Annotated in this window: 19 protein-coding genes and 3 pseudogenes; 7 read left to right on the top strand and 15 right to left on the bottom strand. The window is 39.6% G+C overall.

All coding sequences use genetic code 11. The features are described 5' to 3' along the window. Window positions 1–84: 84 nt before the first annotated feature. Complete coding sequence (locus L2764_RS11020) at window positions 85–1,251, bottom strand: nucleotide sugar dehydrogenase (protein ID WP_248940267.1); 1,167 nt, start codon at window positions 1,249–1,251, stop codon at window positions 85–87. Window positions 1,252–1,733: 482 nt separating this feature from the next. Between L2764_RS11020 and L2764_RS11015 the strand changes: the two genes are divergently transcribed. The 4 genes and pseudogenes from L2764_RS11015 (at window position 1,734) to L2764_RS11005 (ending at window position 4,666) form a co-directional block, all read left to right on the top strand. Next, entirely contained in the window at window positions 1,734–2,657 is a 924-nt protein-coding gene (locus L2764_RS11015; RefSeq protein WP_248940266.1) for a ketopantoate reductase family protein, read from the top strand. Between the two features lie 66 nt (window positions 2,658–2,723). Further along, the gene (locus tag L2764_RS28225) at window positions 2,724–2,894 is read left to right on the top strand and encodes a transposase (protein WP_376708403.1); all 171 of its coding nucleotides are present in this window, start codon (window positions 2,724–2,726) and stop codon (window positions 2,892–2,894) included. After that, a pseudogene (locus tag L2764_RS11010) lies at window positions 2,857–3,069 on the top strand (IS3 family transposase); the annotation flags it as partial. The gene L2764_RS28225 and the pseudogene L2764_RS11010, both read left to right, overlap by 38 nt. Before the next feature lie 175 nt (window positions 3,070–3,244). Further along, the gene (locus tag L2764_RS11005; RefSeq protein WP_248940265.1) at window positions 3,245–4,666 is read left to right on the top strand and encodes an SVAGG family GlyGly-CTERM protein; all 1,422 of its coding nucleotides are present in this window, start codon (window positions 3,245–3,247) and stop codon (window positions 4,664–4,666) included. Window positions 4,667–4,751: 85 nt separating this feature from the next. On the opposite strand, the gene sohB is transcribed toward L2764_RS11005, so the two are convergent. Beyond that, window positions 4,752–5,783, bottom strand: a complete 1,032-nt coding sequence (gene sohB, locus L2764_RS11000; RefSeq protein WP_248940264.1) for a protease SohB — start codon at window positions 5,781–5,783, stop codon at window positions 4,752–4,754. 166 nt (window positions 5,784–5,949) lie between these two features. After that, entirely contained in the window at window positions 5,950–8,430 is a 2,481-nt protein-coding gene (locus tag L2764_RS10995) for a VolA/Pla-1 family phospholipase (RefSeq protein ID WP_248940263.1), read from the bottom strand. Window positions 8,431–8,701: 271 nt separating this feature from the next. Here L2764_RS10995 and L2764_RS10990 point away from each other — a divergent pair, with 271 nt between their 5' ends. Continuing rightward, window positions 8,702–9,439, top strand: a complete 738-nt coding sequence (locus L2764_RS10990; protein WP_248940262.1) for a YciK family oxidoreductase — start codon at window positions 8,702–8,704, stop codon at window positions 9,437–9,439. Window positions 9,440–9,835: 396 nt separating this feature from the next. On the opposite strand, the gene L2764_RS10985 is transcribed toward L2764_RS10990, so the two are convergent. From L2764_RS10985 to tnpA, 6 genes and pseudogenes are all read right to left on the bottom strand, one after another. Next, window positions 9,836–10,828: a glutathione S-transferase family protein gene (locus L2764_RS10985; RefSeq protein ID WP_248940261.1), complete on the bottom strand. Its 993-nt coding sequence runs from the start codon at window positions 10,826–10,828 to the stop codon at window positions 9,836–9,838. 30 nt (window positions 10,829–10,858) lie between these two features. Continuing rightward, window positions 10,859–11,851, bottom strand: coding sequence for a glutathione S-transferase family protein (locus tag L2764_RS10980; RefSeq protein ID WP_248940260.1), 993 nt, complete (start codon window positions 11,849–11,851; stop codon window positions 10,859–10,861). A 113-nt stretch (window positions 11,852–11,964) separates the two neighbouring features. Continuing rightward, window positions 11,965–12,360 carry a DoxX family protein gene (locus L2764_RS10975; RefSeq protein WP_248940259.1) on the bottom strand — a complete coding sequence of 132 codons (396 nt, stop codon included), beginning with the start codon at window positions 12,358–12,360 and terminating at the stop codon, window positions 11,965–11,967. A gap of 541 nt (window positions 12,361–12,901) precedes the next feature. Continuing rightward, entirely contained in the window at window positions 12,902–13,390 is a 489-nt protein-coding gene (locus L2764_RS10970; RefSeq protein WP_248940258.1) for a P-loop NTPase family protein, read from the bottom strand. Window positions 13,391–13,638: 248 nt separating this feature from the next. Beyond that, a pseudogene (locus tag L2764_RS28220) lies at window positions 13,639–14,690 on the bottom strand (DDE-type integrase/transposase/recombinase). Between the two features lie 7 nt (window positions 14,691–14,697). Then, on the bottom strand, window positions 14,698–15,159 hold the full coding sequence (tnpA, locus tag L2764_RS10950; RefSeq protein WP_248940255.1) for an IS200/IS605 family transposase: 462 nt from the start codon (window positions 15,157–15,159) through the stop codon (window positions 14,698–14,700). 229 nt (window positions 15,160–15,388) lie between these two features. Between tnpA and L2764_RS28215 the strand changes: the two genes are divergently transcribed. Both L2764_RS28215 and L2764_RS10940 read left to right on the top strand, forming a co-directional pair. After that, window positions 15,389–15,562 carry a hypothetical protein gene (locus tag L2764_RS28215; protein ID WP_376708402.1) on the top strand — a complete coding sequence of 58 codons (174 nt, stop codon included), beginning with the start codon at window positions 15,389–15,391 and terminating at the stop codon, window positions 15,560–15,562. Window positions 15,563–16,139: 577 nt separating this feature from the next. Beyond that, window positions 16,140–16,358 carry a DUF6500 family protein gene (locus L2764_RS10940; RefSeq protein ID WP_248940254.1) on the top strand — a complete coding sequence of 73 codons (219 nt, stop codon included), beginning with the start codon at window positions 16,140–16,142 and terminating at the stop codon, window positions 16,356–16,358. Between the two features lie 149 nt (window positions 16,359–16,507). Here the strand turns inward: L2764_RS10940 and L2764_RS10935 are convergent, their stop codons facing one another. The 6 genes and pseudogenes from L2764_RS10935 to L2764_RS10910 all read right to left on the bottom strand — a co-directional run bounded on the left by L2764_RS10935 (window position 16,508) and on the right by L2764_RS10910 (window position 24,839). Further along, a complete protein-coding gene (locus L2764_RS10935) occupies window positions 16,508–19,498 on the bottom strand; it encodes a hypothetical protein (protein WP_248940253.1) in 2,991 nt (996 codons plus the stop codon). 16 nt (window positions 19,499–19,514) lie between these two features. After that, window positions 19,515–19,880 carry a type III secretion system chaperone family protein gene (locus L2764_RS10930; RefSeq protein WP_248940252.1) on the bottom strand — a complete coding sequence of 122 codons (366 nt, stop codon included), beginning with the start codon at window positions 19,878–19,880 and terminating at the stop codon, window positions 19,515–19,517. 943 nt (window positions 19,881–20,823) lie between these two features. Then, the gene (locus L2764_RS10925) at window positions 20,824–21,348 is read right to left on the bottom strand and encodes a class I SAM-dependent methyltransferase (protein WP_248940251.1); all 525 of its coding nucleotides are present in this window, start codon (window positions 21,346–21,348) and stop codon (window positions 20,824–20,826) included. A gap of 374 nt (window positions 21,349–21,722) precedes the next feature. Further along, window positions 21,723–23,177 (bottom strand): peptide MFS transporter, encoded by a 1,455-nt coding sequence (locus tag L2764_RS10920; RefSeq protein ID WP_248940250.1) that lies wholly within the window; start codon window positions 23,175–23,177, stop codon window positions 21,723–21,725. A gap of 585 nt (window positions 23,178–23,762) precedes the next feature. Then, window positions 23,763–24,356 (bottom strand): annotated as a pseudogene (locus L2764_RS10915) (ATP-binding cassette domain-containing protein). A gap of 87 nt (window positions 24,357–24,443) precedes the next feature. After that, entirely contained in the window at window positions 24,444–24,839 is a 396-nt protein-coding gene (locus tag L2764_RS10910) for an SbmA/BacA-like family transporter (RefSeq protein WP_248940249.1), read from the bottom strand. Between the last annotated feature and the right edge of the window lie 233 nt (window positions 24,840–25,072).

The raw sequence follows: 25,072 nt of genomic DNA, 5'->3' as shown, positions 1-25,072 counted from the left end.
TAAGTTTTTCTCAATTTTAATGAGCAATAGCTTTGAGTTTATAATGGCTGAGTAATGTAAGTAATCAGGAAACACTAGCAAGTGTTAATCCATTCCAAATAAATCGCGGGTATAGACTTTATCTTGTACATCAAGCAGTTCTTCAGCCATACGATTAGACACGATGACATCCGATAACGCCTTAAAATCAACTAAAGACACAATCACTGGTGAATGAAAAAACTCAGTTTCCTCCATAATGGGTTCATATATGACAACCTTGATACCTTTCGCTTTGATGCGCTTCATGATCCCTAAAATAGAAGAAGCTCGAAAATTATCAGATCCCGATTTCATGATCAAACGATAAATCCCTACCGTTTCAGGAGCTTTATTGATAACCGCCTGTGCAATATAATCTTTTCGAGTCACATTGGCATCCACAATCGCTCGGATCAAATTATTAGGGACATCTTGATAGTTGGCTAGCAACTGTTTACTGTCTTTAGGGAGACAATAGCCCCCAAAACCAAAAGAAGGATTATGGTAATGATCCCCAATACGAGGATCAAGCCCCACTCCCTCAATTATTTGCTTGGAAGATAAATGATGAGATTCTGCATAAGTATCTAATTCATTAAAATAAGCGACTCGCATCGCTAAGTAAGTATTAGAAAATAATTTGACTGCCTCGGCTTCAGTCGCATCGGTAAATAACACCGGAATATCTTTTTTTATTGCTCCTTCCTGCAATAAATCAGCAAATATGCGTGCTCGCTCAGAACGCTCACCCACAATGATACGAGAAGGATATAAATTATCAAATACCGCTTTACCTTCACGTAAAAACTCAGGCGAGAAGAGTATATTGTTATGTCCTAATGCCTCTGTTAATCGTTTAGTAAAACCCACTGGCACTGTTGATTTAATGATAATGATAGCATTTTGGTTCAACGCTATAATTTCCTCAATAACCGACTCAACCAAATGGGTATCAAAATAATTGGTGCTAGGATCATAATTGGTCGGCGTGGCGACGATAATATATTCAGCATCCTTAAACGCTAGCACCTTATCTTGAGTCGCCCTTAAATTAAGAGACTGAGTCGCTAAATACTGCTCGGCTTCTATATCCTTAAACGGAGAAAGCCTATCATTCACTAAATTCACTTTATTTGCATCTATGTCATAGGCAATCACTTGATTATGTTGCGCTAAAATAATGGCATTTGATAAACCAACGTATCCTATCCCTGCTATCGCTATTTTCATAAAACCTTCTTTCACTCACATAGACAATGTGAAATAAAAAAGAGACACAAACATCACCACGATACTCTTCTATATCTCGAGGTACATCCCAAAATACATCGAAATCATATTCACTTTAGGACAATCGCTTTCATACTTAAGCTTTCTAAAGATGCAGCATTTACCAACAAATAACAACAACTAAACAACAACAACTAAATAACAACAACTAAATAACAGCAACTAAATAACAACAGTCCCCATTATACTCAGTAGTATGGAGATAAACGCAGTGACGAAAGCATAACCTTTAGCGCTGAGTATGCTGAACAGCAAACATGTTAATCTGAAGAACGCTACCTTCACGACTTAGATGAGTACTTAAGACGGCAGTCCTTCCAACTTGTTGAAGATAGAACCGTTCTGCGTGAACAATGATTTATTTGTGAATAAAAACAATATTTGCGATGATAGAAGCTCATCAAACAATTTTTTGAAAACAAATGAAAATATCCATTATTGGCATTGGTGCTATCGGCGGTTACATCGCCGCTAAGCTATTAAACTGTAAACAGTATCAAATACAACTACTGGTTAAGCCTGACAGCCCCCTGCTGGCTCATGAGCAATTCTGTGTGTCAGGATTGACTCAGTTTACTGCCCCCATAGATGAAATCATCAGCGATTTTAGCCAACTTGATGGCGATATTATTTTCATTACCACTAAATCCACCAGTAATACCTTTGTTTTTGATAGGGTTTCACACTTACAAGGTAAAATTTTCATCATTTTACAAAACGGCATCGGCGCAGAAACTGAGCTAGCAAAGCGACTCAATAACAGTAATGCCATTGTCGGGGCTATTAGTAATGTGAAGCTCACCAAAGGACATCAATTAGGCCAAGTCATTTTACACAGTGACTTTCTCAATATTGTTTATGCGACTGCGTATCCCGCCTTAAAATCGAATGTTCGTAATGCATTACAGTTACCCACAATATTTAAACATGTGTTTAGAGATGTCCATTCTGTTAACAGTATCTATCACGTTCGCTTTCCTAAACTGATGATCAACATTGCCTGTAATGCTGCTTCAATTATTTACAACCAGACGCTTTACGGACTGTCTCAAGATATACCCAGTCAAACAATGATCGGTCAGCTATCAGAAGAAGTGCGCCAAGTGGCCCTCTATTATGGTGTATCAATCAAACCCAGTATGATGGTTGATATTATCGCCAGCTTTAATGCGCCAAAATATCAAGATGTTTATTTTAGTATGAAACAAGACTTCGACTTAGGCTTACCACTCGAAATGCAACATATTTTTTATTCCTTTATCGAACTTGCCACGAAAGCCAATATCAATGTCCCTGCCACTCAACATGCCATCACTCAATTAGTATCAATGCTCCCTCTTGAATGATAGTGATCCCTAGCAGTACTTTCTGACACTCGGCTAAGTGAGTAAAATCACTAACCGAGGTATAATATGATGATAAAGAAAATACGCAAAATACACACAGATGAGTTCAAGAAAGAAGCACTTGCTTTAGCTGAAAGAAATGGGGTTTCCAAAGCCGCAAAAGAGCTGGGTATTCATGAATCACAAATCTATAGCTGGGAGCCGAAAAGGAAACTGTTGGGACAACGCTGTTGCTGAGAGTTTCTTCCATTCACTCAAAGTTGAAGCTATCCAATATGAACCAATAATGACCCATAACGAGATGCGTCATGCTGTCTTCGAATACATTGAAGTTGATTACAATCGAACAAGAAGGCATAGTGCAATTGGGTATCAAAGCCCGTTAAATTATGAACCACAAAAAGTCGCTTAATTGAGTGTCCCGTTTTAGTGCGAGTATCACTTTCTCCTGCCCCCAAACCAGCCTTTATAACTAATACATAAGATAATAAATGGAAAAAATAGCCATCCTTAACAATACTTAGACTTGGATATAGATTTCTCACCGATATTAATCGGTTAGTCGAGAATGGTTAATAGGGATGCTTATGCAACAACTCAGTCTGATTTTAAAGACTATTTACCAAAAAAACACAGACTCATTTTTCACGCAATATCACAATATCATCATAAAACATATTCATCCTATCCACTCTTTTGTCTATGGTACTTTATACAAAACCCCCGCTTTTCAGAGCCTATGTCACCGTTTACTCTTACTCAGTCTGCTAAGTTTCTCGTCACTCGCCAACAGTAACGCAGAAGTGGACTTATTAGTGGTCGTCGAACCTGAGATCTTTTCCCAAAGCAACCCGAATCGACTCTCTAGGGAAAAGCTACATGCCCTATTAACCCAACAACTTAACACCGCAAATTCAGCCTATAATTTAGTGAATATTCACTATAATGTGGTCGCCATATTAGACTGGGAAGATAACGCAATATCTCAATTACTCAACCAAGGAGACAGTTATCATCACGCCCTGCATAACCTAATGAACGCCATTATCGACGCCCCTCTCTCATCAATAACCGATCCCACTCATTTAAGCCGCTACGACCCCAGAGCCAAAGAACTTCTGCAGCAATATTTTGCCGATAAACTTATTTTCATCACCCAAGAAAAAGACACCAGCAATGAGCCTTATGGTGCAGCCTTTCATCATTTAGGCCTCAGTATCAATGCCGATGCCTTGATGCATATGCCCAGTGTGCTCGCTCATCTATTAGGACACAGTCTCGCCCTTAATCATCCCCCCACTGAAACCTGCCAATCAATGCTGTTATTAATGTGCAGCCCTTCTCAATTCTCCGTCGACATGTCCATTGAAGACATGACTTGGCTGAGTGCGCTCGTTAAAGAAGAGTCCCTTCCTGCTAAAGAAGGCTTTGACCCACGGTTCTATTTAGGGGCCTTTTCACCATCCATGCCTGCTCTGGCGAATATTCAACTCACTCTTGAACAATCACAACTCAGTACCACGCTAAATCTACAGCTGATTGATGAAATCGGTGATCCTAAAGTACTCGAACAAAACATTTCAGTTGAACTTTTTACTCAATCAGGTAGCGCTATTGCCGCTTTCCATTACCCTGAATCACTTTATCAAAGGGTGACTTTCTTGGCGGGTGAAACGCATAAACAGATCATCATTAATACCCAATCGAGCGATCATTACGCCGATTTCACCCTAGGAACGCGTTATGGAATATTAGTCAGTGACAGTAATACACAACGCATTCAGATCATTGGCGACATCAACAATTCCGGCCCAATCCATCCGACAGAGCCTCACAGCCCCACCAAGGAAATCAATCCTAATCCTAATCCTTCGGCTCCTGCGGTCGATGACGACTCAGATAACAATGATCTACCCGCAACAAATGATAATTCAGGTGAAGGCTCAGGCGCAATGACATTAATGAGTTTACTCATCTTAATCGGCGTCGGACTGAGGCGAAAAGGTTGAATCAAAAAACTAAGTTGATTTCACTCAATAAAAAACCACTCAGTGAGTTGAGTGGTTTTTTGGTAACAGCTTACATTAAAACATATTATTTTAACGGTTGGTTTTTCTCAGCAAATTGATTCATGATGGAATTAACAGAAAGCGACGCACCATGAGCAATTTTATCTGATAATTTCTTCTTCATTTTATACTGAACTTTATAGACACTACGATTATTGGCTAATGTCATGATCACATCATCGCTGGTTGAAATCTCATCAACTAAACCCAATTCAATCGCTTGCTGGCCATACCAATGCTCACCCGTAGCCACTTTATCAAGATCCAACTCAGGTCGATACTTCGCAATAAAAGCTTTAAAAAGCACATGTGTTTCTTCTAATTCTTGCTGAAATTTCTCACGACCTTCATCGGTGTTCTCACCAAACACCGTTAACGTGCGCTTAAAATTACCAGCCGTATGCTGTTCATAATCGATATCATGTTTTTTAAGCAATTTATTAAAATTCGGCACCTGTGCCACCACACCAATAGAACCCACGATGGCAAAAGGCGCTGAGTAAATTTTATTGGCCACACAAGCCATCATATAACCACCACTGGCAGCGACTTTATCGATACAAATCGACAGTGGGATCCCTGCTTGTCGTATTCTATCTAACTGACTGGACGCTAAACCATATCCGTGCACCATTCCGCCTCCACTTTCAACGTTAACCAGTACTTCATCATGTGAAGTAGCAATGGCTAACACAGCACTGATCTCTTCTCGTAAAGACGACACTTCATGGGCATCAATACTGCCTTTAAAGTCAATCACAAACGTTTTAGATTCAGGAGACGCATCTTTATCCGATTTTTCTGCCTTATCTTTTTCTTTTTGTGTTTCCTTTAACTGTTTTTCATACGCTTTAAACTGCTTCTTAGACATCAAGTCTTCATTTAAATGATGCTTCAGCGATTGAAGCTGCTCAGACATATTCGTTAAGCTCAACTCACCTTTACCGCTTTTCTGCTTGACTGCCGTGCCTAAAATAACAATAACAACCGCCAATATAGCGATCACTAAGGTTAATGTTTTCGCAAAAAACAGTCCATACTCGTATAAAAATTCCACTATATGCTCCGAATCAACATGCTAAAAAGGGATATATTTAAGTGAGCAAAAGACAGGATTGTCACATGACTTAAATATACCATCAAAATATTGGCCTATTGTAACAGCCTAAACAAAAATAAAAAAACCCGACAGATGCCGGGTTTTTATAACATCTTATTATGACTTACTGACAGGCTTGAACCAGCGATGGATCACTGACCACTATTGTTGCCTCTCCTTTCGCAGCAGAGCTCGAAAAAATGATCACTTCAGCTTGCATTTCAACTGTTGCCGCAAGCGCATCACCATCGGTGATCCCCGCTTTTTCACTCGGATCAACGATTGAACTATGATGACCTTTCATAAAGCGCACCACACCCGAGCCTACTGTTGTGCTATCGACACATGCTAGCCCTAACGCACTGATCAATGGCTCTGTTCCCGATAATGGGAAACTGGCAACGGCATTCGGTAACACTTGATCCGGTAAGTTGCCCGCGCCATCACCCACGACTTCAATCAATTGCACTGGTAATTTTGACGCGGCTAAATAGCCGGCAACGTTAATAGGGTCAATACTGTCTACCGCCGTTTGCACCGCAAAAGCGAAACTTGGAATAAACGCTTCATAAACGGCATTTAATACCGCCTTATACTCTTCACTGTCCGTTGCAAAGCCATATACATTGGCCTCTGTAACTAATGCAATAAATGCCTCATCCGCCGTCACTGTGGCATAGAGCGCTGGCGAGAACGTCGCAGAGCCAACAAAACTGCCCGCCAATCCACCCGCTGGTGCACTAACCGATGCGGCATTCAATGCATAAACATTAGATAACGCCTCATTGGTACTAGGATCGACAAGACCAGAACTAGCGTAACTGGCTACGTTCGTGCCCACAATCCCCCCCAGACTTAACCCTAGAACACTGATATTACTCACATCAAAAATTTGCGGTTGTTCAGCTTCAGCCAATCCCATGGATAAACCGGTTAAACTCAAACGTAACGCCAGATTATCCACAATCGCCTGACGGAAGTTATCACGCGCCGTTAAGCTACTGCCCACATTGATAAAGGCTAAAGTATTGCCATTGATAAAAGCATTAGGCGTACCAATAATCGCGCCATAGCTCACATCCGTTGCAGTAACATCATAAATACCATCGTCATTGGCATCAAACGAGCGTTCCCCATGCAGTGGCATATCAATCGCCACCGTCGCTCCCCCCGCGTAAGCGTAAGAGCCTGCGGTTGCTAGCATCATTTCTTTACCGCCACCTAAACCGTGCATCATAATGGTTGTCGGCCAACCTGCTGCCGGCATCGCAAAGTCACCTTGACCTAATGCAACCATTTTATCCACATTCGGCATCGTTATTTGCACATTAACCGTTTCATAACCTGTAATGGCAGGAATAGGATTATATTGGGTTAAATGCTTAAGAGGATCCACCGAGGTTTTATCATCTAACAACCAAGTTTTACCCGCAAGTAACGCAGGATCACTTAAAGCAGCAGTTCCATCAATACCATAGGCACTGGCCTGAGCAATAAAATTGCTTTGGCTCAAGGTGCCAACATTAATAGCAGATAGCACAGCCACAGGGCTATCTCCTTGCGCAGTCCAATAGCCATTAATGAACGGATTTAAATCAGCATCCAAACACTTCACCGATGAACATTGACTATAAATGGGTAACTTAAGCGACATGCTATACACATCAGTAGCATCCGCTAATAAATAAGACGTATCTGCCGATGGCGTCATCCCTAATGCTTGTGCGACGGTATAGCCTTTAGCTTCAAGACCTGACACCAGGGCTGGCTGATAAGGGTTACCTTCTGTCAGATCCGCCATCAACAATTTCGTTGTTTCAAGTACCGGTGTCACAGATTGCGTCGTAAACAAGGCAGAATAAGTAATGCTACTCGCATCAACACCATGCGTCTCCGCCATGCCTTTCTCGTAACTATTCACAATATGCTGTAAAACCAGCTGTGTAGGCGATGATAATGGATTAACGTCGATATCTAACTTCAATAAACCATAAGTTTTAGAGGCCGCAATCGATTGACCCGCAGAATCTTCAATTAAACTGGTTAGCGCATAGATATAAGACTGCTGCTCCTTCAAAGGTTTCAAAGGCACAATAACAATTTGATTACCCGAGACGCTGGTCACAAAGTCAACGCCAAAAACTAACTCATCACCCACTTGACAAGCCGTAATCGACGCGTGCTCTTTACACTCATCAACTTTCGATAAAGCTCCACCAGAGACGGCTTCAAACATTCTTACTGCACCAGGCAGCGTCACTGACGCTGCAGAAATCGTTAATGGCTCTCCAGCAGCATCATTTTCTAACTCAACACTAATGGCAATCGGCGCCGTGGTTGACCAACCATCTAATGCCCCCAAAGCAATAGCGGGATCGGTATAATCACCCGATTCTTCACCCGGAATGTTTAACGTTCCATCAGTGGTCCCATTGAGTAATAAATCATGCGGTAATGCCATCGCACCAGTAGAGGGATCAAAAACTATTTGAGACCAAGGCGTTAATATTTCTGTTTTTTCTGTTACCTCATCACTACTATCTTCACCGCAGGCTGTTAGCCCAAATGTTGAAGCTATCGCCACACTTAACATGAGTTTTTTCATCTTGAATTCCCAAATCTTGTTGTAATAATTTTATTTTCCAAAGGAAATTAGCCACAAAATTCTGTAAAATAGGGCTAAACAGTGCCAAGTCAATCTTATACTCAGCAAAAGAGAATAGAATTTAACGTAAAATCATTGAATTGGCTACATTTTTGTTACTGTCATTTAGTCTTAGGATATGACAGCCTCATTTAAACGTTTAAAACAGTTGTTTATTTAGTCGGCGATGACAGACAGTATCCGCTTTAGACTCACTAGGAAAAATTGATTTATGTTGGAATACCAAGCTAAAAAAGATTTACTCAATAACAAAACAATTCTGGTTACCGGCGCTGGCGATGGTATTGGTCGCTCAGCGGCCATCACTTTTGCAAAGCATGGCGCCACTGTTATTTTATTGGGGAGAACGGTAAAAAAACTTGAAGCCGTTTATGACGAAATAGAACAAGCAGGCTACCCAAAACCCGCTATCGTGCCGCTGGATTTAAAGGGTGCCTCTGAGCAAAATTATAAAGACATGGCTGACACTATCGAAGAGCAATTTGGTCACCTTGATGGATTATTGCATAACGCCAGTCTACTGGGTATTTTAGGTCCCTTCGAGCAGATTTCAATGAGCTCTATTGAAGACGTCATGCAAGTCAATGTCTATGCCAAAATCATGATGACCAAAGCCTTATTGCCTGTCATGAAAAAGGCGCCCAATGCCTCCATTCTATTTACTTCCAGCAGTGTCGGTCGCAAGAGTCGGGCTTTTTGGGGAGAGTATTCTTTATCGAAGTTTGCCACAGAAGGCTTAATGCAGCTCTTAGCCCATGAGTATGAAGATACCGCCATAAGAGTCAATACTATTAACCCTGGCTCTACTCGTACAGAAATGCGCGCCACCGCTTATCCTGCTGAAGATCCACAAACGCTCAAAACCCCCGAAGACATTATGCCCGCTTACCTTTATCTGATGGGTGATGATGCCAATGGCGTAACGGGTCAGCAAATTAACGCACAATAATAATGAGTTTTGACTCTTTTTATACCCAAACTTCTTGAAAGTGCCTGTTTTCAGAGCCCGTAACAATGTTTAATTCCAGCTGGATCCTGCATCTTGAAGTGACACGGGTATCGTTATAACATCTTTAATCATAACAACTTATATTGCCTAGTTTACAAGCATAAATTAGGCAAATAATTCGAAGTGATGTGACGGACGCTCCCAAATAAGGCGTCAATGCGCCAAATTAATGGTGAACCATACAGTTAAATTAGGAGCGTCCATCATGAAAGTTGGCACAATATCTATCGATTTAGCAAAAAGCGTCTTCCCAATATTGGGCATGAATGAGTAAGCTAAAACGGATGAGCTTGTACCAAGGGTGTCATTGCCTGCCTCCTACTTGTCTGTATTAACTCACCTGTGATCGCTTAATGAGCTAAATGTGCTTGCAAAGCCCACAGGAACAATACCGTGAGGGTTTCTAAGCGGACTTTTGGAGTGATAACCGGCTCGATAAATATCAAGATCCACTGTACTTGCTACACCCGGTTGAGTATATAAATCCTGCAAATAAGCTAAAAGATGTGGGTAATCGCGTATCGCTCGCAAATTACATTTAAAGGCGCTGTAATAACCCACATCAAAACGCACCAGTGTCGGCAACAATCGCCAGTCGGCTTCGGTAATATTGTCGCCTAACAAGTATTTATTATCCGACAATCGTTGCTCTAATTGGTCTAGCACCGTGAACACTTTGATAACCGATCCATCGTAGGCTGCTTGGGTTCGGGCAAAGCCCGTTTTATATACCCCATTATTGATATTGTTGTAAATTAGTTCGTTAAGCTCATCAATTTGTTTGACTAGCGCATCAGGATAAAAATCCTGATCATCACCTGTCACTTGATTAAACGCACTGTTAAACATTCTGATTATTTCAGACGATTCGTTGCTAACAATCTTTTGCTGCTGTTTATCCCACAACACAGGCACGGTTACACGGCCGGTGTATCGGGGCTCAGCTTTGCTATACAATTCATGCATCGCGTTAAGCTGATAGAGTTCGTCAGTAAAACGTGCATCATCGGCTTTAAATACCCAGCCATCATCTGTTCTCAGCGGCGTAACCAATGACAGTCCAATAATCGGTGCGAGCTTCTTAACCTCACGGTAAATCAACGTTCTATGTGCCCAAGGACAATTTAATGCCGCAAAAAGGTGGTACCGATTAGGCTCCGCGTTAAAGCCTGCAACACCTGAAATACCCGCACTGCCATCCACAGTGATCCAATTTCTAAAGACCGAGGTGCCTCGTTGGAATCGTCCATTAGCGTCTTCATATTGCCGTTGTTCCAATGCCAACAACTGCTCATCATTCAACCATTGACCTTCAACTAATTTACCCATAGCTTATTCCCTCACTGTTATGCTGCTAGTCTACTGATTAACGGCTGATAACGGTTCACGACCATGTGGTGCATAAAAGTCAATTTCAGGGCCAACGGGTACAATGCGTGTTGGATTAATTGTTTCGTGGCTGCCGTAGTAATGTGATTTAATATAATCCATAGCGACGGTGTCTGCGATACCCGCTACTTGATACAAATCGCGTAAATAGCCCCAAACATTTGGATAGTCGACGATACGGCGTAAATTACATTTAAAATGACCCACATAAACCGCATCAAAACGCACTAACGTGGTAAATAGTCGCCAATCAGCTTCGGTTATCGTGCTACCGGTTAAATAACGACGATTTTCTAAGCGCACTTCTAACGTATCCAGTGCATTAAATACTTCAACCACCGCTTCATCATAAGCGTCTTGTGTCGTAGCAAAACCCGCGCGATACACACCATTATTAATCGTTGGATAAATGAATGCATTTAGCTCATCTATTTCTGCTAATAATTCTGCTGGTGAAAAGTCACCAGCTAATGCGCCAACGGCATCAAATGCTGAATTAAACATACGAATAATTTCAGGTGATTCATTACTAACAATGGTATTGGTTTTCTTATCCCATAAAATAGGTACTGTGACTCGCCCTGTGTAATCGGCTTGCGCTGAGGTATAAATTTCATGAACGTTAACAGCGTTTAAAATCGGATCGGCTACCACGCCGTCACCGGGTGCAAATGTCCAGCCTTCATCACCCATAAAAGCATTCACTACCGACATTGATATCATGCCTTCTAATCCTTTGAGTTTGCGATAGATAATAGTGCGATGAGCCCAAGGACACGCTAAAGAGACATATAAATGGTAACGGTTAGGTTCAGCTTTAAAACCGCCGATCCCTGATAGACCTGCGCTACCATCTTTAGTCACCCAATTGCGAAAACGGGGAGCTTTTCGCTCAAAGCGACCGCCACTCGACTTGGTGTCGTACCATTCGTTCTGCCATTTACCTTCAACTAATAATCCCATGGTGATCTCCTAAAATTCTTTAATATAAAATGAGCTAAGTGAGAGATGATGCCGTCATCAGCTGTTCGCTTAGTCGTGACTTATCGAATAAAATACTGTTTGTTTAAAACGGCTTAAGCCGTTTTTTTGCTCGTTCGATTATCTAAGGAAAATGTACCCGGACCGTGAACAAATAGTGTCAAAAATCCGCCCGCAATGGCAATGTTTTTCATAAAGTGAGTCATTTCTGCTTGATTGCTAAAGTCTACATGAAACAGTAATGCTGAAAATATGCTGAATCCGGCTAAAGCAATGGCGGCATATTGTGTTTTCCAACCGAATATAATCGCTAGGCCACCCACCGCCTCGGCTAAAATGACCAAAGGTAATAAAGAGCCAGGCACTCCCATTGCTTCCATGTAACCTTGTGTGCCTGTATATTGCGATATTTTCGTTAGCCCCGACATAAAGAATATGATGGCTAAAAAGAAACGACCTATTGGTGCTGAAAAAGTTTGTAAGGTCTTCATTGTCAATCTCCAAGTTTAATTAAGTGTAATTCAGTCAGGCTTGGTATTATTGATGACTGTTTCGTTATTGTATAAAGCGTCTTGCTTTATTAATGTGGTTATCTTATTAGCAACACAAACAAGAATAAACATAGAAAATTAGAAGTCTTTGTTCTCCTTTAAAGAACTATTTGAGTAGTCATACTGAAATTTACTTGATTACTTATGTAATAGATAATAAGGAGGTATGAAGAGAATGATACTGAATAGATTAGCTAAAAGCTTACTTTTTGGCGCTATAATCGTTTCTGGTGTGTGAATATAAAATATTGCGATGTAATCTGTTCATTGGTCTTAGCCGAGCAACCATTAACAACAGAGACATTAACCTAAACGAACCATTCAAACAGCCAATATTCGGCATTATTTAAAGATTAAAAAATGAGCGGGCCTCTAAGAGGTCAAATAGAAAAATCTATCATGCAGGTATCTCGATACTCTTTAAGCGTGCCTAATTCATTAAGCTACGACGAGAAGCGTCCACCAGCTTTGGCCTTATTTATTATACATTTATTTCATTACTGACACGCATCGCTTTTTTACCCTGAAACCCTTCATATAACACACGATGAGATTGCTCAGAAAAAGTATCTGTTCTTTTGCTATATTGAGATATCCACTCAATCAACATATCTAAGTTAGCATCTTGTACCGCTTTTGATTCATATTTATGGGGTTCCCACGGGCGTTGTTTTGCATTATTCATACAAGTTTCAATGGGTAAATTCATAAATATGATCTCAGTCGAATGTGGCAATACCATCTCTAATAAATCGGTATAGCAGCCTTCAATCACCCATCCAATATGCGATTGAATGAAATGCTGGATTGCTTTACCTGATCCATCAAGTGACTTTCGCTTTGGGGGAACGCTGCTTTCCCACGCCAGTGTATCAAGGTCTAAATGTGACAATCCGTCTGATCGACACAATGCCTTGGCAAGCGTTGACTTACCCGATCCTGAATTGCCAAATATTAAGATTTTTCTCAAAACTAAGTTCCTACGTACACAAAAAAGGGCTAAGAGCTATAGCCAGCCATTACTATTCAATAACATACCTAGAATCCTACAAGATATCAACGCGCGTAATCGACCAAATTACGATCTAGACCATTTTCTGTATCGTCATTGGTAATGATTGTTTAAATTGAGCAAAATTGGAGGAATTAATCAGTTTTAAGGTATTGAGTCACGACTCAGTTGGTATCTGATACTTGACAGCAAAACTGGACACTCGGCTAAGCGAGTTTCTTTAGTTCAAAATTAAACGGGCTAACATATCCATTGGCACTATGTCTTCTTGTTCGATTGTAATCAACTTCGATGTATTTAAATACTACCGCTCGCATTTCATCACGATTCATTATTGACTCGTACTGTATGGCTTCAACCTTTAATGAATGAAAAACTTCCAATACGGCATTGACGTTCCTATGTCAATACCGAGAGATCATATACGATAATAGGGAACTGTTCTCTGGCAATGTAACCTTTCAAACATCGTAAGATTTCTTTTACTGATTTGCCTTCGGCAGTACTTTTTGCGGTGTAGATCCTCGTTTTTGGATCACTTCTCATTCTAAGCAGCACCATGGTTAGAGCATCAGTCACAAGTGACGCTTTCACCCGCTTGTTCATCGACCACCCCACCACGCGAGTGTAAGTCTATGACCATCGCTAAATACAGACACAGCCCTCATTCGTCCACAGATAAGTCATATCCTACACCCATTTTTGATTGGGAGCGCCAACAGAAAAGTCTCTATCCAATAGGTTATCAGCGATAGGTAAAGCATGATCACTGTCAGTCGTCTTGAACTTTCTTGCATCCTTGGCCACTAGATTTTGTTTGCACATACTGTCGCTAATCGTTTTTATTGATCCATGCGATTGCTCATCATCAAGTTCTTTTGGGATACGTATGGCGCCATAGCTCCTTTTGCTATTTTTAAAAATATTATTGATTTTCATACATCTATCGGCAATGCTGGAGCTAAAGCATGAACTTGAAACCGTTTTATTTTTGATTCTTCGCGAAGTAGGTGGCCGCCTTTTTTAAGATAGCTAAATCCTCTGCTTGCTCCGAAAGCTGACGCTTAAGCTTAGCGACTTCGGCGGCAAGCTGGGCTTCCCTCTGGCTAGTACTGACTTTCTTGGCTGTTTTTGCGCGCCAACTATAGATTTGTGATTCATGAATACCCCGTTCTTTTGCGGCTTTGGAAACTCCGTTTATTTCAGCTAAAGCAAGTGCTTCTTTAAATAAAAATCCCCGCAGCAAGCTGCGGGGTATTAATTGATCACCACAGCATCAACTGTTCACTCTTCTCTACCGATTGTTTATGAAACTGTTTATAGTCATCATTACCTTGATTCTTTACATATTTTTTGATCGTTTCTCCATAACCATTCTTTCCTACTGTGCTAACAAAATAACCATCTGACCAAAACTTCCCTCCCCATAATTGCTTTTTCACTTCAGGACATCTCTTTAATATTTCACGAGCTGAAATACTTTTAATTATCTGTACTATCTTTTTGGGGCTATACATTGGCACCGACTGTATAAGAAAATGGACATGATCTTTGTCCGCTCCTATCTCAATGAAAATAATTTCATACCGATTTGATATATCAATACAAATATTCTTCAACTCTGTATCTACCTCCTCAGTAAAAACAGCTTTTCTGTATTTTGTCGGACAAACTATATGGTACATAAGAACTGATACATTGTGACTTTTATGAATAAATGTGCTCATCCACTCAATTCTAACACTTGAAGGTTTTTACGCAGTAAGCTGCGGGGAATCAAACCCAAAGAGATTAGATTAGATTAAATTTAATTTTACTATCAGCATTGTACTTAGCAACTGATGTTACGCAGACCATATCTGGTATTCTTGTCTAACGAAAAAAGCTAATCTTGATTTATACACCGACTATTTACTGAGCACCTTTGGTGCTGCGGCGGCTACAGGTCTGTCAGCCATGGTCGAAGGTGAGATCACTCGGCTTTTATCAGAGCAAGATTACACTTCCAAAGATTTATGGCAGCAAGTTAAACCGACAGTGAGAAGCGTTGAGCGTGATGATGGCGTGTTGATTTTTGACTACACGATCCAAGAAAAAGCGTGGACGGATGAAAATGAGCTAATGTGCTGACATTACGATCATTGCAGTGGCCGCAGCGTCAAGGGCGTCAACCTGTTGAATGCACTATACCACTCAGGTGAATACTTACGGATCTCTTAATCACAGGAGGTGTTATGTCTAACCTTATTGATGCTCGATTACAGTGATTATAAATTGAACTGCCGAGCCCCAGAGTCCCCCCAGTACTAACGATATTCCTTATGTATTAAGCGGTAATTTATTGTCTCTAACTGGGCTATTATGCCACTGGAATGGTGAAAGGCGCTTCATTGGCAAACTTGGAAACCAGTTTGATATTGTAAGAAGAGTAAAAAGCGACTAAGGTGTGTCGAATTAACTTAATTGCACAATTAAAACATGCGCTAGGCGGTGATTTGGATAGAGTGACAAAACAGTAAAATCATCTGGATATGTGAATGAAACTCCCGATTTTCATCGTCAATATCAAGTCATGAATGGCTATCAAACTTGTTCATAGCGGTATTTGGCGAACGCGTCGGCTAGTAGCCCCTTGCCTTACGATGTCGCGGTAGAAGTTGAAGGTATATTTGAAATAGCTAAAACCTAACGAATAAGGAGCCTTTCTTTGAGGCAAGAGCTGAGAGATAACATCGTTGCAGTCTGCGACCAAAAAACGGACAATAAGGGTGCCGATGTGGGCTTATCCTTCTATGCTTTTTTTAAAAACAAAAACGACTCTCCTGAAGCCTTAATGGAGGTCGCTAGGTGGTGGATTGAAATTCATCAACTGGACCATTTTGAAAAGGCCGTAAAAATTAAGAATATGGCGCAGTCAGGTGTTTAGTTTACCCCAAAAACGAATAAAGAAAGATGCCTAACAGCTTGCTTTATTCCATTTTGATTGACAGCTTCACCCTTTATTAGTAATTACTTTGCAGCCTCAATAATAAACACCTGACATTATTTGAAATAGGTTACCCTTCTTCAGGTTGGTTAGTAATTTGTCAATATATTATTTCTTTGTAATGATGCTAAAACATATTGTTTCAGTTGCGCTTCTGGTAACTCTCCCGCATTAAACGCTAATTCAATGATTTTCTTCGGTACGTGTAAGTTATCTTTCAGGATACTTTCAAATTCGGTCCAATCATTTGCTTTTATTGCGGTCGATAAACATTGTTGGAAGTACTCTGTTTCACGCTCAACGATATGTTGGCTCACTTGAGAATCAAACATACCGGTTTTCATTCCCACATTTTGAGAAATAGCACGTTTCACCACACTATAGCCCGCTAGCTGTAACTCTAAATATGATTCCTGAGCAGCTTGTCGGGAAGCAAATCTGCTAATATCCAGCTCTACATTGGTGGGAAAAGGGATCCGTCCATTTTTAATAAAGTGAGCTAATATTTGTTTGTTAACTGCTGGTTCTTCACCCGGATAAATATCAGCAGAGAGTGAAATCAATAACTTTGTTTTGTAATCGGCAACCCGCTCTCCTTGATCCTGCGCACTACTTCCCATCAAACCTTGAGTAATGGTAATGACTTTACCAGATAACCCCTCATTACAATTCCTAAAATCAGTATCATTGATGTAAAATTTAAACTGTGAAAAAGCGGCTTCATCTTTACATTGCTTAATCAAATGAGGCCATAATTCGAGTTGAGCAATCGACGTTTCGACATGCCGCCTCAATTCATATTCATCGCTTCCTTCTGCCGCAGCAATACGTGTTGTTATTACCTGCTTTAACTGCTCAAGATGAATCCCTTGTATTCCTTTATTTTGCAATTCTCTATTTATCGAACCAAATAATAAGTTAAGTTGAGCTTGATATTGCCTCTTATGCAGCTCACTTCTATTAGCCGCTTGTACTGGGATATAACCATGTTGCCCACCAAAAGCTGTGACTTTACACTCTTCCCTGTTAATACTGGTCAATGTTTGTCTTTTTATCGAACCATAACGAGAAATACGACTAAACTCCTCAAACACTCCCCAAAAAGAATGCGTAGCCTGTTTATCATCCGATATAGCTCCTTGAAACATCAACATATCAGTCGCTTCCATGATTTTCTTTAATGAAATAGCAGTACTCGCAGGTAACCTTTGTTCAGAAGACAGTCCCATTATCGCTTTAATCGCGTCTCTTGATTGCGCATCCGTTATCCCTCTATGCTCTGCAACAAACGATATTGCTTGTTCAGCCGAGAGTTTCATTTTATCTCTCATGATCTCTTGAATTTCATCTTTTGGAATATGAGTATGTAAAGCTAAGCGATTAAGCATACTAGGTTCTAATCGAATAGTTGACTCCAAGTGAAGCTCTGCCCCAACGGGCAAATTTAACATTTGCTTCATTTCTTGAATCGCTTGTAGCCTTGTTTTTTCTGTTTTACTCACAATCCCATCAATAATCGTCTCAAGTGGGATCTCTACATGATTAAACAAAATGGATTCAAACCCAAGATTAATCATTGACGCAGCACATTCAACACTTTTGAAATACTGATTCACCTTTGCAATATCACTTTTAGAAAGTTGAGTGATCCCTGTTTGAGTATGATCTTCAATAACTTCCTTTGGCCGACCATGTCGATCTTCTAAACCTAATTTCTGATAAATATAGTTAAGGTAGTCGATATTTTCTCGACCAGTGACTTTTAGCTGCGCTTCATCAAATGAATGAATTTCTAGCCCTTCTGAGCGAATACGCTCTTGCATGTGTGCATTGGCATTTAAAGGAAAAGCAAATGAGGGGAGGCTAAATGCTTCATTACTGACACCAGTAAAATTTGCCTTTTTGGCAATATCCTTAAAATCCGTTAGTAGGTCACTTGCGGCCCGCATTTTCTTATCTAAAACTGTAAACGCTTCTAAACTCATAGTGAGTTTAGGCATACCATTTGAGCCTAAGCGAAAAGCACTATTTTGACCTACCTTAAATTCAGCTTCCTGACCATAACGTGCTAAATGAATATTGTAAGCAGCAGTATAACTACTAAAACCAATCTCAATTTCATTATTCGTCGTTAATACCACTGTATGTGGAATAAGTTCTGGTTTTAATCCACTGTATGACGTTGTTGCTGATAAAAAGTCCTTCTCGAATGCTTTAACAGTGAGTGCTAAATCCATTTTCTTCTTAAAATGCGAAATTAATTGACGAACCGTCATTGACTCTATGCTTGCATCAGTCATATCTAAAGTGAAGCTAGCATCGATACAAACATGTGCCAAGCCTGCAAGACAGGCTGCCACGACTTCCTTTTTTAATGCTAATGAGTCTTGCCCACCTTCTTTAGCGGTTAAACGCTGCAACATCATAAATTCAAGGTTACTCGCTGACTTTGAAGCTGGAGGGTAATGACTCACGAGTAATAGACGCTCTTTCAAATTTAATGAGTCTCGATAACTTTTCATCAATGCCTGTATCCCATCTTGTTGGCTCACACCAACTTTAAAAGGAAAACCTGCAAAGCTTACTTTAGTTTCATTTTGACTTGAGGGATCACCAAAGTGGTTTAAACAAGCTTCATTCGTATACCCACGCGCCTGACACCAATCAATAAAATCCTGAGGTTTTGAAATAACCTCCTTTGTCATTAACTCCTTTGCCATTTTATCTACAATTGTAAAACTATTATCAGTAAAGTTTTCTGGCTTAAAAACAGGACGAATGACACTATGCTGCCGTTTTAATTGACTATTCGGCACTTGTGTTGCCAATATAGCCGTCTCTTCTAATTGACTACCTAGCTGCACTGCCATCAATTGTGGAGAGCGCATAACTGCATTAGGTTCTAATAGAGACTCAGAACTGTTTACATTCGTAAGTGGGGATCGTGCTTGCGTCGTTGTTGCTTCAGATGAAAACGAAGGAAAAACTTGACGAAAAAAATCAGAAGCCCAGGTAACAACGTTACAACTCAATGTACTGATTGAATGCATAACAGCGCTTGAAATTTCACTTATATTCATATCACTCAACCTCCCATTAACCCATTTGACTTAATTTAGTTCTTAAAACACACATATTTTCCAATAAATTTTCAAGCTGAAAGCTATCTAATAAATTTGTTGGAAATGAAACCCCTAAACATAAATCATCTTTATACAATCCAACCCAAGCACTACCTAATAAAGTCCGGTTTGTATTTAATGACAACCAATAATAATGATCATGTTCTCGTTCAGGTAACATTGATAATGATGAATAAAATGTAAAAATGTCACTACCATCCGGACATTCAAATAGCCATTCAATATCGTTTTTATCTATGATTTTTATACCACCGAGTTCAAGAGATAATGAAACCTGCCATCGTTCAGATAATTCGAATAACGCTATTTTTAATTCCATACATTGCCTCGATTATTAACTATTGTTCACAAACATCATCAAAATTCATCAACAATATTCTATAAAAATGATTTATATCAATAAACTTAAACGATATAGAAAAAGTTAATGTTCATCTATTCTCTTATCGGTATTCCCATCAAAATCTGGACCGACCAGCAAGCTTTCCAGACAGTAAAAATGGTTTTAATAAAACGTAGTGAACGAGCGACTTGATGATGAACTTTTAAGACTTATAGACAATGATCAAATCAAATACAATACAATAGGTTATAATTTATTTCTCGGCAGTTTATTTATACCTTGGTAAAGGTTATTCATCAAAACCAAAGAAGAGTATTAAATTTAACACTAAAACATGGATAGTCACTAAATGACCGAAAAGTCGCATTTTGAAAAGCTTGTCAGTATGTACGCTGCCCCCCCATCAATAACTTCTATTCCCCCTTAATGACGGTTTCTAAAAGTAAGCTATTATTGAAATTGAATTATCCGAAAACACCATCATTCTGCAGGCGGTGTTCATGGCAGCATCTATTTTAAAATGCTTGATGACGCAGCGTTCTTTGCCGCAAACTCCCTTGAAGAAACATTTTTTGTTTTAACAACCTCCTTTACTGCCTATATGCAGGATATGCATATAGGTCAATATATTGAGAAGACTAACCGTTTGCTCCGCGTTACTTTTCAGCCTCTATAATATAACGCTTGATGCGCACGCCGGTCCGCTGGCACATTTGCGGGTGAACTTTATTAATGTAATCATCCATCACCTGCTTGATGAATTCGTCTCGAAAAGGCAGTTGTAGATGCCGAAACTGTGGCACCCAAGAATGAAAGAAATCGGTAAGATTGTCTTTGGTCTCAAAGTATTCAACATGGTGGATCTCATCGATTCGAGGCAGGTAGAACCCCGCCTTTTCGATGAAATGTCCTATCTCGCTTAAGGTAAAATGATTGAAAGGATCGTTGAAGTTCGAAAAAAGGGTTTCCAATAAGGGTCTTGCTGATGCTCGATCACCGTATTCCAGAAGTGTTCATGGCCAACCTGAAAACCACACACTACTTTGCCCTTCGGGGTTAAGTTCCGATAGAAGCCATTCCATACTTTCTGCTGTTCCCCTACCCAATGTAAGCAACTAAATGAAAAAATAATATCAAAACGCTGCTTAAACTGTATTTCATCGGCACTCATCTGCTCGAAAAATAAATTGGCTTGATAAGCATGCTCCTTTCTAGCATAACGGATCATGTCTTTGGTCAAATCAATCCCGATAATGTTCCCATGTTCAAGATGCTCCGCCAGATAACGGGGAATTTTACCATCACCACACCCCACATCGAGAATGGAGTCCGCCCCAGTATAGTCACAACGCCCAATCGCCTCCATGGCCTGTCGCCACTGCATATCAGACACGTTGGCATATTCTTGAGCATACCACTTATTATGCCTGACAGACTTTTCCATTAGCCTCGCTCCTTAAACGCGACACCTTTCCCCTAATAAGTTACGTTAATAAGTCTAGCTTATGATGAGTTAATCCTTAGATTGCCATAATAACCCCAATTCATAACAGCCAGACAGACAAATAAAGAAACGAGCAGAAAAATGCTATCGATATTGATGAACCTATATAATGTAGGTAGCTATATCAATGGTGAATAATGGGCCTATTTTTGAACTCAAGTGGGCCTCTTATTAACACATAAATCCAATCCATAACCTTCAATAAAAGTGTTAACCATAAGGGATCGTTTATCGAGGCTGCTCAAAAACAACTTATCAATTTAATACTCTTTAAAGATCACTCATTGATAATGATAAATCCGCTTTTACAAAACTCAATCTATATTTACTTGCATCCGCTTTGCTGCTCGCTGAATAGCAATGGCAACCAATAAATATAACAAACCAAAAGCGGCAGAAATCACACCCAACCATAAAAAGTAATTGACATATATGCTCAAGCTTTTTGTCACAGCGGTGCTCTTAGGAAAAGCAACAAATAAGGCCGCTAGCTTCCCTGCAATTGCGCCTCCTGCCGCGACGGTCAAAAAAAACACCCCCAAACAAAATGCATTAATTTTTTTAGGAAAATAAAGTGCAACCATTGATAACGCTAATGCTGATATTAATATTTCACCCACTGCAAAACAAGCTAATGCACCCACCACCCAAAAGAGGTTTATCTGCGCATTGTGTGAAAAAAAAGTCCCCGCAAGCACTAGTATCAGCATACTCATGCCAGCAAATACCTGTCCAATCGCATACTGAAATGGCACTGTTAACTTCATTTTGTTACGCTTCAACATGGTATAAAATTTGGCAATAGCAGGGCTAAAAATAACAATGGCTAATCCTTCCGCAATCACTAAATTTGCCGGGCTCAACCGAAAACCCAATAAATATAAATCCACATTTTTAGCTGAAAACATAAGGATAGTTGAAAACATTTGATTGTATACCACCCAAAATGCCACTGATTCCAACAATAATATTATCCCGACATAAAACTTAAATTTGACTTCTTTAGTGGGTGAGGATTGATTAATGATAATCAAATAAAAAAATACCATTAAACTAAAAATAAGCAACATGTAAAATGATATATTTAAAAAGTGAAGAATAAGATTAAACAAAGAGAATAATAATAATAATGTCACTGATATTGCTATTATTTTCACCGTTGTTAATGCTAATAGATCACCGGCACTATTGACATCATCAAATAAATGACGTTTGAATAAATAATTTCCTAACCCTAATAGCATACCAATAACAGATAAAAAAAATGCCAAATGATAAGAGCTGTATATTGCGATCAAAGGCGTAATGGTTAATGCGGGGATCCCCCCAATATTAATGGACATATAAAAGTAAGTAAATGCAACTTTTGATTGCGTTGCATCCTGATCATATATTTTTGCCACTATCGCAGAAGGTGTCGGTTTAAAAAATCCATTCCCTATCGCAATGAGTGATAAAGCGGCAATAATCATATTCATTGTTGTTGAAATAGAAAGAATAAAATAACCTAAAATTAAAACAATTGTGCCAAGCAGTAACCCACGTTTTAAGCCAATAACGCGATCAGCAAGTACGCCACCAATCACAGGAGATGTATACAACAATGCCGAAAAGATACCAAAGATCATATAGGCTTCTTGAGAAGGCAGCTTCTCCTGAGCGATAAATAGCATAAATAATGTTTGAAACCCATAGAAAGCAAAACGTTCCCACATTTCTATGAAAAACATGACTCTAAACTTCTTTTTATTCACCATTGCTACTGACATTTTCAACCTCTAAATAAAATCATGAAATAAGGTTTTCACATCTAGAATAAAGGAAGCTGCATTGACTCATTAACATAACAAAATCAATTAGTCTGTTACTGAAATGACAAGTTGAAAGCCCCCGTTTAAGCAACTTCAACTTAACTTAGAACAAGCAGATAATCACACGAAGAATACTGATTGTCTGCAATAGAAATTAAAAATAGCACCCAAAAAATCATATCTTTACGCTTGGCTATACATGCAAAAAAGATGCTGATTGCATATTCCCTGATTAATTCGAGCGTATAATTACTTTCAGTTAAGCAAGCACAAAAGAGCCTGTCAACCAATCGAGTCTCTTCTATAATACATTAAAGTCGTGGTTATTGACTGCTGACAAGGTATTGTTGATGATAGCATTCTGTCTCACGTCACTAAATGATAAACCGAGTAAGTTCAGTGATATTCATTATAGAACTCGCTATTGTCATTCCAATATACGTCGCCCATTTTCAGCTAGATCCAAACTAGACGCAGTACACAATACACAAATTGTTATCCACCTAGTCTGCCACTAATCTTTAACTGTTTATCTTTAAATGACTAAGATTCTATAGGCTTAAATAACACAGTTTCATCGTGATAATCAGCCACGCTCTCACGGTGTGCCACGCTAACAATTGAGCAATGGGGTAATGCTGTTTTAAGCAAATAATAAAGTTTTTGCTCGTTATCTTGATCAAGAGATCCCGTACTCTCATCTAAAAAGACCCAATCAGGAGCACTCAGAATAACACGCATAAAGGCCATTTTTTGTTGTTCCCCCAGTGATAAGATCTCACTCCAATTTCTTCTCTCATTGAGCTCGATTTTAAGCCGCGGCAAGCCCACTTTGTCCAATAAATCACACAACTCATCATCACTATTATTTTGCTCACCAGGATACAATAAAACCTCTCGCAATGTCCCTAAAGGAAAGTAAGATCTCTGCGGTAAATACATCTATTTTTTACCCGCAGGCAACTTAACCACGCCTGAAGCAAAAGGAAAAATCCCTGCCAATGCTTTAATAAAGGTACTTTTTCCCACACCAGAAGGCCCTTTAATCAGATGATTTTTACCCGCCTCAAAGCTGACATTAATCCCATCAAGTAAAGTGTAGCCAGTTTGTGTTTGAAGCCTTAAGTTTTTAGCCATCACAGAGGTACGATTATGCTCTTCACGCTCAAGCTGTTTTACAGCGGCAATTATGGTCAACCTCTTGCATTTTATTCATGAACGTTGTTACACGCAGTACCACTGAGCAATATCAGTGTAGGCATTCACAAAAAAAGATAATGAGTTTTCAACTTGACTAAAAGCTGATGAAATTTGGTTAAACCCAGCCGTAAAATACAGTAACATTTTCTCTCGATTAATAACCTGCAAAGTAATATCGATAACTTGACTAAAAGAACGAAGAATACCCGTTTTTTCTTTATCTTGTGCCTGATAAAGCGCTATATTTTCAGCATTAGCTCGGATCCGCACCGCATTAAAACGAAAATCGGCTTCTTCCCTCTGTTGCTTAAAATTTAACCCTATTAATTTTTTACCTATTTTATGCGTTATATACGTGCCCGCAAAACTGTACATTAATGCAATCCACACGAGGTAACCTGAAATATGAATCGTTCCCAAACTCCCCCAAATTAACCGCCAGCGGTCCCGATAATATCCATAATAAAGTCATAAAAGAGCATAAAGTCACCGCAACATTCATTGCGACCAAAAACAAGGTCAAAACAAGTAAGGTAATCAAATAGAAATAGGCTATTTTTTTATGATCTGACTGCCAGTATAATTTGACCAACGGCCAAGTTGTAACAGGCTTACTCGCCACTGAATTCGTGCTTTGCTTTTTCTCACTCATA

This window comes from Shewanella surugensis (genome assembly GCF_023284005.1).
Classification (GTDB): Bacteria; Pseudomonadota; Gammaproteobacteria; order Enterobacterales; family Shewanellaceae; genus Shewanella; species Shewanella surugensis.
The sequence above is the reverse complement of the archived record's forward strand: the minus strand, read 5'-3'. Positions and strand labels throughout refer to the sequence as shown.